The organism is Geobacillus lituanicus (genome assembly GCF_050994965.1).
Taxonomy (GTDB): Bacteria; Bacillota; Bacilli; order Bacillales; family Anoxybacillaceae; genus Geobacillus; species Geobacillus stearothermophilus.
Genome location: NZ_CP194773.1, coordinates 2,247,443 through 2,259,784, shown reverse-complemented (window position 1 = coordinate 2,259,784; position 12,342 = coordinate 2,247,443). Strand labels below are relative to the sequence as shown.

9 protein-coding genes and 4 pseudogenes are annotated in these 12,342 nt (G+C 52.8%); 10 read left to right on the top strand and 3 right to left on the bottom strand.

The features are described from left to right. The first annotated feature begins 18 nt into the window (after positions 1-18). The 5 genes from ACR1UW_RS11450 (at position 19) to ACR1UW_RS11430 (ending at position 5,338) form a co-directional block, all read left to right on the top strand. Entirely contained in the window at positions 19-1,023 is a 1,005-nt protein-coding gene (locus ACR1UW_RS11450) for a LacI family DNA-binding transcriptional regulator (RefSeq protein WP_095859533.1), read from the top strand. Between the two features lie 141 nt (positions 1,024-1,164). Next, entirely contained in the window at positions 1,165-2,244 is a 1,080-nt protein-coding gene (locus tag ACR1UW_RS11445; protein WP_498933404.1) for a Gfo/Idh/MocA family protein, read from the top strand. Between the two features lie 118 nt (positions 2,245-2,362). Further along, the gene (locus ACR1UW_RS11440) at positions 2,363-3,112 is read left to right on the top strand and encodes a ThuA domain-containing protein (RefSeq protein ID WP_237420445.1); all 750 of its coding nucleotides are present in this window, start codon (positions 2,363-2,365) and stop codon (positions 3,110-3,112) included. Further along, positions 3,109-4,263 carry a Gfo/Idh/MocA family protein gene (locus ACR1UW_RS11435; RefSeq protein ID WP_498933402.1) on the top strand — a complete coding sequence of 385 codons (1,155 nt, stop codon included), beginning with the start codon at positions 3,109-3,111 and terminating at the stop codon, positions 4,261-4,263. The genes ACR1UW_RS11440 and ACR1UW_RS11435 overlap by 4 nt, the downstream gene beginning before the upstream one ends. Positions 4,264-4,366: 103 nt before the next feature. Next, positions 4,367-5,338: a sugar phosphate isomerase/epimerase family protein gene (locus ACR1UW_RS11430; protein ID WP_498933400.1), complete on the top strand. Its 972-nt coding sequence runs from the start codon at positions 4,367-4,369 to the stop codon at positions 5,336-5,338. Between the two features lie 97 nt (positions 5,339-5,435). Here ACR1UW_RS11430 and ACR1UW_RS11425 read toward each other — a convergent pair whose 3' ends face one another. Further along, entirely contained in the window at positions 5,436-5,768 is a 333-nt protein-coding gene (locus tag ACR1UW_RS11425; RefSeq protein WP_498933398.1) for a hypothetical protein, read from the bottom strand. A gap of 69 nt (positions 5,769-5,837) precedes the next feature. Further along, positions 5,838-6,296, bottom strand: a complete 459-nt coding sequence (locus ACR1UW_RS11420; RefSeq protein ID WP_498933396.1) for a CBO0543 family protein — start codon at positions 6,294-6,296, stop codon at positions 5,838-5,840. A gap of 198 nt (positions 6,297-6,494) precedes the next feature. On the opposite strand from ACR1UW_RS11420, the gene ACR1UW_RS11415 reads away from it, so the two are divergent. Continuing rightward, entirely contained in the window at positions 6,495-6,821 is a 327-nt protein-coding gene (locus ACR1UW_RS11415) for a nucleoside triphosphate pyrophosphohydrolase (protein ID WP_033012378.1), read from the top strand. Next, positions 6,814-9,261 carry a DEAD/DEAH box helicase family protein gene (locus tag ACR1UW_RS11410; protein ID WP_498933394.1) on the top strand — a complete coding sequence of 816 codons (2,448 nt, stop codon included), beginning with the start codon at positions 6,814-6,816 and terminating at the stop codon, positions 9,259-9,261. Before ACR1UW_RS11415 ends, ACR1UW_RS11410 begins: the two co-directional genes overlap by 8 nt. A gap of 14 nt (positions 9,262-9,275) precedes the next feature. On the opposite strand, the pseudogene ACR1UW_RS11405 reads toward ACR1UW_RS11410, so the two are convergent. Continuing rightward, positions 9,276-9,683 (bottom strand): annotated as a pseudogene (locus tag ACR1UW_RS11405) (IS110 family transposase); the annotation flags it as partial. Between the two features lie 621 nt (positions 9,684-10,304). On the opposite strand from ACR1UW_RS11405, the pseudogene ACR1UW_RS11400 reads away from it, so the two are divergent. The 3 pseudogenes from ACR1UW_RS11400 to ACR1UW_RS11390 all read left to right on the top strand — a co-directional run. Continuing rightward, positions 10,305-10,919 (top strand): annotated as a pseudogene (locus tag ACR1UW_RS11400) (putative hydro-lyase); the annotation flags it as partial. Positions 10,920-11,193: 274 nt separating this feature from the next. Then, positions 11,194-11,490: pseudogene (locus ACR1UW_RS11395) on the top strand (RNA-guided endonuclease TnpB family protein); the annotation flags it as partial. Positions 11,491-11,552: 62 nt separating this feature from the next. Then, positions 11,553-12,314 (top strand): annotated as a pseudogene (locus ACR1UW_RS11390) (tryptophan synthase subunit beta); the annotation flags it as partial. Between the last annotated feature and the right edge of the window lie 28 nt (positions 12,315-12,342).

Here is a 12,342-nt window from a genome sequence, read left to right as displayed (position 1 = left end):
GCGAGAGGACTACGACCAATGGCAAGCATAAAAGACGTGGCGAAGCGGGCGAACGTATCGACGGCGACCGTGTCGCGCGTGTTGCGCAACACGGGCAATGTCACCGAAGAGACAAGGCAGCGCGTGCTTGAAGCCATTGAAGCGCTGAACTACCAGCCGAACGTGCTCGGCCGGTATTTGCGGCGGATGGAGACCGAGACGGTGCTCGTCGTCGTGCCCGATATTATGAATCCATTTTTCTCGAAAGTGCTGCGCGGCATTGAAGCGGTCGCCCTCAAGCACGGCTATCAAGTGCTGCTTGGCGATACGCAAAATGACGCGCGGCTTGAGGAGCAATATTTGAACGTATTGCCGCAGCGGCAAGTCGACGGGATGATTTTTTTGACCGCCCGCATCCGCAAAGAGCTGATGGAAGAGATGGCGCGCCAGTTTCCGATCGTCTTGGCGTGCGAGTATCTCGAAGGGACGGATATCCCGACCGTGTCCATTGACAATATCAGCAGCGCCCGCAAAGCGACAGAACACTTGATCCGCCTCGGCCATCGCCGCATCGCCCACTTATCCGGGCCGATGGACGTCATTTTAAGCCGCGACCGGCTGCGCGGCTATTATCAAGCGTTGGCGCAGCACGAGATCGAAGTCGATGCGGCGCTCGTGCAGGAAGGTGATTTTACCTATGAGTCCGGATATCATTTGACGCTCAAGCTACTCGCCCTTGAGAAGCCGCCGACCGCGATTTTCGCCGCCAACGATGAGATGGCGATCGGGGCGGTTAAAGCCATTCGCCATCGCGGCGGGCGCGTTCCCGACGATGTCGCCGTTGTCGGATTTGACGACATTCACATGGCCTCGATTTTTGAACCGAGCCTTACAACCATCGCCCAGCCGATGTTTGAGATCGGGCAAAAAGCGATGGAGTTGCTGCTTCGGCTCATTGAAGGAATCGATGTCGAGCGGCGCCAGCTCGTTCTTCCCGACCGGCTTGTCATCCGCGATTCGTGTGGAGGCGGGCGCTCTGTCTGAAGAACTGGACAGAGCGTCCCGTTCCGGTCCTGGGGGACGGGCGGATTTTCTGGCGATGATGTAATCGATTACATCAAGCAAATGATGGAGAACCGATGGAATATGGAAGCCGCAAACATAAAACGCAAGGGGGAAAAGGACATGGGGAACACGATTCCAATCCGCCTCGGCTTGATTGGAGCTGGAGGGATTTCCAATGAACACATCAAGGCGGCGCTAAACCTTTCCGAGCGCGTCGTCTTGCAGGCGATTTGCGACGTCAATGAACAAGCGGCCGCGGAGAAAGCGAAAACGTACGGCTTCCGTGAAGTGTATCGCGACTACAAGGAACTGCTCGCCTCACCAGATGTCGATGCCGTCATCATTACCGTGCCGAATTTTTTGCACGCCCAAGTGTCAGTCGACAGCTTGCGGGCCGGGAAACACGTGCTTTGCGAAAAGCCGATGGTGACGAAAGCGGAAGAGGCCGACGCCATCATCCGCGCCCGTGATGAGTCGGGAAAACAGTTTATGGTGTCGTTGAACAACCGCTTCCGCCAAGCGGCGCAATGGCTGCATGAGCGAATTCAATCCGGTGCGTTCGGCGAGATTTATTACGCGAAAACGGGCTGGGTGCGCCGCCGCGGCATTCCCGCATGGGGGGCATGGTTTTTTGACCGCGAGCGCTCCGGCGGCGGTCCGCTCATCGATTTGGGCGTCCATATGCTCGATGTGACGCTTTGGCTGCTCGGCAATCCGAACCCGGTCGCCGTGACGGGGAAAACGTACGCGAAGTTCGGCCCGCGCCGCCAAGGGGCATGGCCGGGAACATCGTTTGCGCCTGATGCCGCCTATACGGTCGAAGATTTCGCCGCGGCGTTCATCCAGCTCGAAAACGACGCAACGGTGCTGCTGGAGACGAGCTGGGCGTCGCACATTGAAGAAGAGCGGGCATATGTCGAATTTCTTGGCACGGAAGGTGGCGTGCGCTGGGAGTGGAATATCGCCGGCAACCGCCAAGAAGTGAAATGGTTCCGCAACGAACACGGCGTTCCGGCCGATGTCACGCTCCATTTTGAGGACCAGGGCGAACGGGTGGCGCTCCTTGACCACTTTGTCACGAGCATCACGGAGGAGACGGCACCGCTTTGCACCGCGGAACAAGGACTTATGATCGCTAAAGTGTTGGAAGCGATTTACGAGTCGTCCGAACAAGGGCGGCAAGTTCGCATCGAATGGTGAGAAACGCTCCATGAATCGCACTGGCGTCCCAACGAGTCGCGAACATGGGGAAACATTCCAAAAAACACTCGGCCTAGCCGCATACAGGCAGGCCGAAAGAACCAAGGGGGATCAATGAATGACCACACCCATCCGCGTTGTCGTCTGGAACGAATTTCGCCATGAAAAGAAAAATGAACAAGTAAGAGCGATTTATCCGGAAGGCATGCATACTGTCATCGCGAGCTACCTGGCTGAAGCGGGATTTGACGCCGCGACCGCTGTCTTGGATGAACCGGAGCACGGCTTGACCGACGAGGTGCTCGACCGGTGCGACGTCCTCGTCTGGTGGGGGCATATCGCCCATGATGAAGTGAAAGATGAGGTGGTCGAACGCGTCCACCGCCGCGTGCTGGAAGGAATGGGGCTCATTGTCCTTCACTCCGGCCATTTCTCGAAAATTTTCAAAAAGCTGATGGGGACGACATGCAATTTGAAATGGCGCGAAGCCGATGAAAAAGAGCGTCTCTGGGTCGTCGCCCCGGGCCATCCGATCGTGGAAGGAATCGGTCCGTACATCGAGCTTGAGCAGGAAGAAATGTACGGCGAGTTTTTCGACATCCCAGAGCCGGACGAAACGATTTTCATCAGCTGGTTTGAAGGCGGGGAAGTGTTCCGCAGCGGCTGCACGTTCACGCGCGGGAAAGGGAAAATTTTCTACTTCCGCCCCGGCCATGAAACGTATCCGACGTACCATCACCCGGATGTGCTGAAAGTGATCGCCAACGCCGTCCGCTGGGCCGCGCCGGTCAACCGCGGGGAAATCGTTTTCGGCAACGTCAAGCCGCTTGAGCCGATCAAAGCGAAACAAGGAGGAGTGACGCCATGAATCGGATCAACGTCGGTATTATCGGCACCGGCTTTTCCGCTTCTTCCCATATTGAGGCGCTCCGCCGCCTGCCGTTTGTGAACATCGTCGCCATCGCCTCAAGCAGCCAAGAAAAAGCGGAGGAAGCCGCGCGCCGATTCGGGATTCCGAAAGCGTACGGCGACTACCGCGCTTTAATTGACGACCCGGACGTCGAAGCCGTGCACAACTGCACGCGCAACGTCCTCCATTTCCCGATCAACAAGGCCGCGCTCGAGGCAGGGAAACATTTGTTGTCGGAGAAGCCGCTCGCCATGGACAGCGAACAGTCGGCGGAATTAAAGCGGCTCGCTGCACAAAGCGAAAGCCTTAGCGCGGTCTGCTTCAACTACCGCCACTACCCGCTCGTTGTCGAGGCGAAAGAGCGGCTCGCCCGTGAGGCGAAGCGCGTTCATTTCGTGTACGGCGGCTATGTGCAAGACTGGCTCTTGTATGACACGGACTACAACTGGCGGCTCGACCCGGCGCAAAACGGCCCGTCGCGCGCCATCGCCGACATCGGTTCGCATTGGTGCGACACGGTGCAATACGTGCTCGGCAAGAAAATCGTCGAAGTGTTCGCCGACTTGCGCACTGTCCATCCGGTCCGCTACAAGCCGAAGCAGGAAGGGAGCACGTTTGCATCCGGGCATGCTCAAGACGCCGAGCCCGTCCAGATTGACACGGAAGACGGCGGCAGCGTGCTCGTCCATTTTGACGACGGCACCCACGGGGCGTTTACGATTTCCCAAGTGAGCGCCGGCCGAAAAAACCGACTCTATTTTGAAATCGCCGCCGATGAGATGACGCTCGCTTGGGACCAAGAGCACCCGAACCGCCTCTGGGTCGGGCGCCGCAGCGGCCCGAACGAAGAAATCGTCCGCGACCCGGCGCTTTTGTCGCCGCAAGCCGCCGCTTACGCCCATTACCCGGGCGGCCATGAAGAAGGCTGGCCGGACGGGCTGAAAAATTTGTTCCGTGATTTTTATGGCGCCATCATCCGGAAACAACGCGGCGAGGCGCTCGGGGAACTGCCGTTTGCGACGATCGCCGACGGCCACCATACGATGAGGATCGTCGACGCCATTTTGGAAAGCCATCGCACCAAACGGTGGGTGCGGGTGGCGGAATAAGCGTGGGAGTTCGTTCGATCCGCTCATCCGACGAGAAGCAACAACAGCGCGGCGCGGCGGCCGTCCGGCCGTTGCGCGCCGTCAAAAGGGGGAGAATGACAAAATGAAAGTAGGCGTATTCACCGTCTTGTATCAACAGCTGCCGTTTGAGGAGATGCTGGACAAAGTCGCCGCCATGGGCATTGAGGCCGTTGAGCTTGGCACCGGCAATTACCCGGGCAACGCCCATTGCGATCCCGACGCACTTTTGGACCAGCCGGAAAACATCAAAGCGTTGAAAAAAGCCATCGCCGACCGCGGCCTCGTCATCAGCGCGTTAAGCTGCCATGGCAACCCGCTTCATCCGGACAAAGCGTTCGCGAAACAGTCGCATGACACGTGGCGGAAAACGGTCAGGCTCGCCGAGCAGCTCGAAGTCCCGGTCATCAACGCCTTCTCCGGCTGCCCGGGCGACCATCCCGGCGCCAAATACCCGAACTGGGTCACATGCTCCTGGCCGCCGGATTACTTGGAAATTTTAAAATGGCAATGGGAAGAAGTCGTCATTCCGTACTGGCGCGAAGAAGCCTCGTTCGCCAAGGAGCACGGCATCACGCAAATCGCCTTTGAAATGCATCCGGGCTTTGTCGTCTACAACCCGGAAACGCTCCTCAAACTGCGCGAACATGTCGGCGACGCGATCGGCGCCAACTTCGACCCGAGCCACCTGCTTTGGCAAGGCATCGACCCGGTTGAGGCGATCAAACTGCTCGGCCGCGAAAAAGCGATTTTCCATGTCCATGCGAAAGACACGTACCTAGACGAAGCGAACATCCGCAAAAACGGCGTGCTCGATACGAAACATTACAGCCAAATCCTCGACCGCTCGTGGGTGTTCCGCACCGTCGGCTACGGACAAAGCGAAAAAATGTGGCGCGACATCGTCAGCGCCCTGCGCGCCGTCGGCTACGACTACGTGCTGTCGATCGAACATGAAGACATGCTCGCCTCGATTGATGAAGGGCTGTCCAAAGCCGTCGCGCTTTTGAAAAAGGTGCTGTTCAAAGAAGAACTGCCCGAGATGTGGTGGGCGTAAAAAGAAGGCGGCAAGGGAAAATGATCCCTTGCCGCCTGCCGTTTCAGCGTCAAGCGCGAAAAAGACCCTCCAACGCCTGCCAAGAGGCGCACCTGCTTTAGACCACTTGCGCCGTCTCGCGGCCAACGCGCCCTTTCATGAACAGCAGCCGGTGCCCGTCCACCGTCAAATCGATCATCGCCCCGTTCAATATGTCTTCGCCTGATTTCCGCCCGTTCGCCTGCAAATACTTCACTCGATACCATTTTCGTCCATATTCAAAATAGAGATACTGTCCGCGCCGGAAATCGATCCAAAACTTCACCCGCTCGCCATTCACGGTCTTCCATACATACCCCCAAGCCCGGTCTTGGCGGATCGGCGCCATTTTCGGGCGCGCCGAATTGACCGCTTCGTAATACAGCCGATGCTCCACATCAAACAGCACCATCCATTTTTCCCCCTTTGGACAACGATACTATATGTATAGCGCCAAACGGGCAAAAATAGACATGCCTGTTCATTCATTCCCCCCCACCATTCGCCTGGCGAGCAGCCGAACGGCCAGCGTCAACAGAAACATCGTAACGAGCGAGTATTCCCACTTCCAGGCACGATATTCGATCAAATCGGTATACCGCTCAAAGACAACCTCAAGGGCCGTCAGCACCGCCGCATACCCCGCGCATTGCGCCGCCGCGCCCGGCCAGCGCGCTCGGCGCGAGGTGGCATAAACATACACACTGACAACCGGATAAAGAAGATATTCAAAAATGACGCTGTTGCCCGTATAGCTGGCAAAAAAACGGACCGGATACTCCAGCAGCCCGGCCCCCGCTACGATCGAACCGAAAAAACTCGCCGCATATGCATTCAGCAAAAACGACACCCATACATCCCGAGCTGGCAAAATGTGGAAACTCAACAACAAAAGCCCCACCCCGACCGCAACAAGCGCCCAAAGAATCCATTGTTCCATGATCGCCCCCTGGATGCGAATGATGTCGATTTTTCTTAGTATGGGATGAAAGAGGGGGGGGATGTGAAATTTTTGGTGTTTTCATTTTGCAACAGGCAATAAGCCTTAGAAACGGCGGTCTTCTGTGTGTTCTTTCCTATGAAAAAAAGGCGAAATTTTGTAAAATGGTAGTATAGTTTTGTAAATGGAGGAATGGACATGCCGATATACAACAAACTCGTTCGCGACCGCATTCCCACCATTATTGAACAAGCGGGAAAAACGTTCACAACCCGCATACTTGACGATGAAGAGTATAGGAAAGAACTGCAGAAAAAAGCGTTTGAGGAGCTGGAGGAATACCTCCAAGCGAAAACGGATGAGGCGGCTCTTGAAGAGCTCGCAGACGTGTTGGAAATTATCCATGCTTTGGCTGAATGCCATGGCGCTTCGATCGAGCAAGTGGAACAAATCCGCGCCAAAAAGGCAGAGAAGCGCGGCGGCTTTCGGGAGAAAATTTTCTTGATTGAGGTTCACGATGAGTAAGGTGAAATTGATTTCCAACCGTCTCCTTGACAAGCTGCAGGAACAGATAGGACGCTCGTCGACGATATACATACTGACATCGTTTGCCATGAAGTCCGGCGTTCACCTGTTGAAGGGCAGTTTGCGGGCAGCTGCAGAGCGGGGGGCGGATATCAAAATTTGCGTTGGTGATTACTTGTTTGTCACTCAGCCAGAGGCGCTGCGCGAGCTCATATCCATCCACCCGGACATCGAGGTCCGCTTGTATCGGAGCGAGGGAATGTCCTTTCATCCGAAAGCGTACCTATTTGAAGATGCAGAAGGCGGCTACTTCATTGTCGGTTCTTCCAACTTGTCCCGCTCGGCGCTCACTGACGGTGTCGAATGGAACCTTGGACTGGATAAGAGCGTTGATGAGGATGTATTTGCCGAAGCAATGGATCAGTTTTTAAAGCTGTTTTACGCCCCGGAAACCGTGCCGGTCAATACTGAAACGGTCGATGACTATGAAAAACAGCATCAGGACTACCACCAGCGGCACCCCAATTTAGCCCGTATATGGGCGGAGACTGAGGAAATCGAGTTGATGCTTCCGAAGGAAACGGAGAAGAAGCAAGAGGAGGAGACGGCGGACAAGATCGATGTTGTCCATGAAACGGCGGCGCCATACGGAGCGATCCAGCCGCGCTTTGCCCAAGTTGAGGCGTTGGAGCGATTGGAAGCTGCCTATGAAGAAGGATACGACAAAGCGATGGTAGTCATGGCGACCGGGCTGGGAAAAACATACTTGGCCGCCTTTTTTGCCCGCCGCTTTTCGCGGGTGCTGTTTATCGCCCATCGTGAGGAAATTCTTCGTCAAGCGAAGCGCTCGTTTGAACGCGTGATTCCTGATCGGACAGCAGGACTGTACGATGGCAACCAAAAAGACAGAGATGCCGACATGGTATTTGCCTCGATCTTTACGTTGAGCATGAAAAAACATTTGCATTCGTTTCGCTCGGACGCATTTGATTTGATTGTTGTCGACGAGTTCCATCATGCGGCGGCCCGATCGTACGAACGCGTCCTTCGATATTTTCAGCCGAAATTTCTTCTTGGCATCACGGCTACTCCAGATCGGAGCGACAACAAAGACGTATACGCCCTTTGCGACGGCAATGTCGCCTACCGCATCGATTTTATCGAAGCGGTGCAGCGTGGGTGGCTGGCCCCCTTTCATTATTATGGGGTTTACGACGATACCGACTATTCGCAAATCAAATGGCTCGGCAACCGGTACGATGAAGAAGAATTGCTTCAAGCGCAGCTTCGCGAGGAGATGGCAGAGAAGATTTTGCGAGCGTGGGAGAAGTATAAGAAAACAAGGACGCTTGTCTTTTGTTCATCCGTTCGGCAAGCCGATTTTTTGTCCAAGTATTTCCAACGCCATGGCTATCGAACCGTCAGCCTTCACTCAAAACAGAGGTCTATTTCGCGCAAGCAGGCCATTGCCATGTTGGAACGCCGTGAACTGGACGCCATTTTCACCGTCGACTTGTTCAATGAAGGGGTCGATATTCCTTCTGTCGATACACTTTTGTTCGTGCGTCCGACGGAATCGCTGACCGTCTTCACCCAACAAGTCGGGCGCGGGCTGCGGCTGTACGAAGGCAAGGACTATTGCGTGATTATTGATTTAATCGGAAACTATCGGAATGCGGATGTCAAATTGCGCCTGTTCGATACACAGCGGGGCGAAACGAAGAAAAAGGCGCGAGAATCCGTTGTGCCAACCGTTCCAAAAACGTGCGAACTGCATCTTGATATACAAGCCATCCATCTTCTCGAGGAGATGCAGAAAAAACGCCAGCCGCGCAAAGAGCGGCTGCTTGCCGATTATCGGCAGTTGAAACAGGAGCTTGGCAGACGGCCGACTTATTTGGAACTGCATCTTCATGGTCGGAGCGAAGCGGCGGAGTATAAATCAGAGTTCGGATCTTACGTCGGGTTTTTATATTGGGCAGACGAGTTGTCCGATCTAGAAAAGGACGTGTTCCGAAAATACGAACCGTGGCTTGTTGAAGTGGAACGTACGGTGATGTCAAAAAGCTACAAAATGGTTGTTCTAAAAGCCATGCTTGAACGTGGACCGTCCGGATGGCACCAACCAATTACACCGCAAGAGGCTGCCCCGTTTTTCCATCGGTACTTAACGGAAAAAGAATACCGAAAGCGCATCGATTTTTCCGACGGAGAAACGAAGCGCCTCTGGGAATATGACCAAGAAAAGGTGAGCCGGTTGATCGCCCGCATGCCGATGACGAAATGGAGCGGCAGTTCGAATGGGCTGATTTCCTTTGCAAACAACGTTTTTGCGCTCCAATTTTCCATTGCGCGGGAGCATGAAGAAATCTTGTACAATTGGACGAAAGAAATTTGCGAGTATCGGTTGCATGTGTATTTTGAAAGGAAGGGGGGATGAGAAAACTCCTCTCTTTTTTTGCGTAAACGGGTCAAGTCCCGCAATTCTCGAATTGGCGCGGGTGGCACAAAACTCTTTTCAATCAGTCCATAACGCAATAATTTAGCGATCCATTCCGCATCGGATACATCCGTTTTTCTCCCTGGGACATTCTTGATTCGCTGAGCGTTGGCCAAGGTAATGTCAAAGTAGTCCTCTAAAATGTTAAAGACCGGTTTCCAGTAAACCCCCGTACTCTCCATCGCTAGATGAGTGATTTCTCGATCCTCGAGCCATTTCAGGAGGCGAAACAAGTCTTTGGTAAACGTCGAAAACGTTTCGATCTCCTTTTGAATGTGGTCTTCTTCTCCCCAAAGCGCACAAACGACAATCGTTTTGGCATGAACATCTAAACCTGCGCAACGATGATAAAGCACATCCATGATCCGGACTCCTTCCATTGATGAATTCGCAAACAGTGAGTCCACTTGTTCGTTAGGCATTTTTCTGTTCGTAGTCACCTTTTCCAAATGAAAAGGGCTTACAATGGGTGGAACACCAAATGGACTCAAACAGTTTTTTGTACAGGGTCGAACCACCATTAAAAAGCACGTCTTTCCAAACTGTTTGCGTTCATCCTCCATTATGGAAGGAGAGATGGATTTTCATGCCTGGGTGGGGAGTAAAATTTACTCATGGATGTTTTTTATGGTAGTTTACGGTGATTGCAAGAAAATACTGTCGGGCATCAGATTCGGGCAAGTTAGGCGGCCAGGCATGGATATGATTTATGATTTAGTATAGAAACGATGAGAAAAGAGCGGCTTAGGTTACTCGATAGAGGGACTGTTATCGTTTATTACTGATCCATTTTTGGTGGTTGATGCGAAGGAAAATATTATTCACGTAAACTCTGCAGCAGAACGATGGATAAAGAAATTAGACTTAGAAATGCTAATGAGGTATTCTTTGGCGCACGTGTATCGGGGAACGTGATTTTGGGATAGAAACTAATACCCTTAATCGGAGATCGTGATATTGAATAACCAAGGAGGGAGATTGCGATGACTTTCGCCGCACCAATGAGCTCCAAAGAAGCACGGCAAATGATTCGGAACAATGAATGGGTGAAACCGACAGCGGGTGTCGCAAACGGCTATACACAGGCTAATTTAGTTGTGCTGCCGAAGGAGTTGGCGTTTGAATTTCTTCTGTTTTGCCAGCGCAATCCGAAACCTTGTCCGGTATTAGATGTGACCGAGCCGGGATCATGGGAGCCAAGCATGGTGGCGCCAGGAGCAGATTTGCGTGTAGACTTGCCGAAATATAGGGTTTATCGAAATGGCGAACTGACAGAGGAGCGGACGGATATCATCGATCTTTGGGATAAGGACATGGTCGGCTTTCTGCTCGGGTGCAGCTTTACGTTTGAACATGCCCTGGTGAACAATGGCATCCCGGTTCGCCACATTCAAGAAAATTGCAATGTCCCGATGTATAAAACGAATATCCCGTGTGTAAAAGCGGGAAGATTTGAAGGGCCGATGGTTGTAAGCATGCGCCCGATTCCCCATAAGGATGTTGTCAGGGCGGTTCAAGTCACGAGCCGCTTCCCGTCTGTTCATGGTGCCCCTATTCATATTGGCGACCCGAAACTTATAGGGATTCATGATATTTATCTTAATTAGGCGAGAAGACTCCCACTTCAACGAAGCGAAGCGGAGTAAGTGGGAGATGAATCGCCTTAACTATATTTTGCTGAAAATAGGATAGATTCAGTAAAATATAGTATAATATAGTTATATGGGAGGTGAAAAAATGTATTTTTGTATCAAACAACAGCTAAATGGTTTGACCAAAGAAGAATACTTGACTCTTCGAGAACTGTGCCATATTGCCAAGAACATGTACAACGTCGGATTGTACAATGTCAGACAATACTATTTTGAACACAAGGAATTTCTTAATTATGAGAAAAACTATCATCTTGCAAAAACTAACGAAAACTATAAGCTGTTAAACTTTTTTGACGGCGATGAGATTCCTGAATATAATGCCGACAATCCAAAAGAATATAAGTTCAGCGGCAAACGTATTAAGCGCGGCTTGTATCGAACAAAGTCTGGCAAACTAATTAATGCTGATGTCAATGGCGCATTAAACATCTTAAAGAAAAGTAAAGCTGTAGACCTGAGTGTCTTATGCTCTAGCGGCGAAGTGGACACGCCTCAAAGAATAAGGATTGCTTGAAGCAGTCAAACTTCTTTGGAAGCCCCCACTTCAAATTTTCGCTAGAAAATTAAGTGGGGGTAGTTCACATGGGAGAAGAAGATACGAAGCGCCAGGCGCTCAATGTGTTCCGCATGGAGCTGTTAGGGGCGAAAGTCGTGTCGGTCTCGAAAGGTCAAGGACGATTGAAGGATGCCGTGGACGAGGCGCTGAACGATCTTGTGCAAAACTATAAGACTACATTTTACTTGCTTGGTTCGGCGGTTGGTCCGCATCCGTACCCGTCGATGGTGAAACATTTTCAGTCGGTTATTAGCGAAGAGAGCAAGCGGCAGATTGTAGAGAAGGAAGGACGTCTTCCGGATGCGGTAGTGGCCTGCGTCGGCGGGGGAAGCAACGCCATCGGGGCGTTCGCCCACTACTTGGATGAACCGAGCGTGCGGCTCATCGGTGTCGAGCCGGAGAAGGCAGCGACGCTAACGAAGGGCGTTCCGGCCGTGTTGCATGGATTCAAGTGTTTGGTGCTCCTTGATGAAAATGGAAACCCGCAGCCGACATACTCGATTGCCGCCGGGCTTGATTACCCGGGCATTGGTCCGGAACATAGCTACTTGAAAGTGTCCGGGCGGGCTGAGTATTATACGGTCACGAACGAAGAAGTGCTTGAGGCGTTTCAACTGCTGTCTAAAACAGAAGGAATCATCCCAGCTCTCGAGAGCGCCCATGCGGTGGCGTACGCTATCAAGCTTGCGCCGACGTTAAGCAAAGACCAAATCATCATTGTGAATTTGTCGGGGCGCGGGGATAAGGATGTTGAGCAAGTGTTTTCCATGTTGCAATCGTGAAGAAAGCAGGCGGTTGTTCACGACGGTG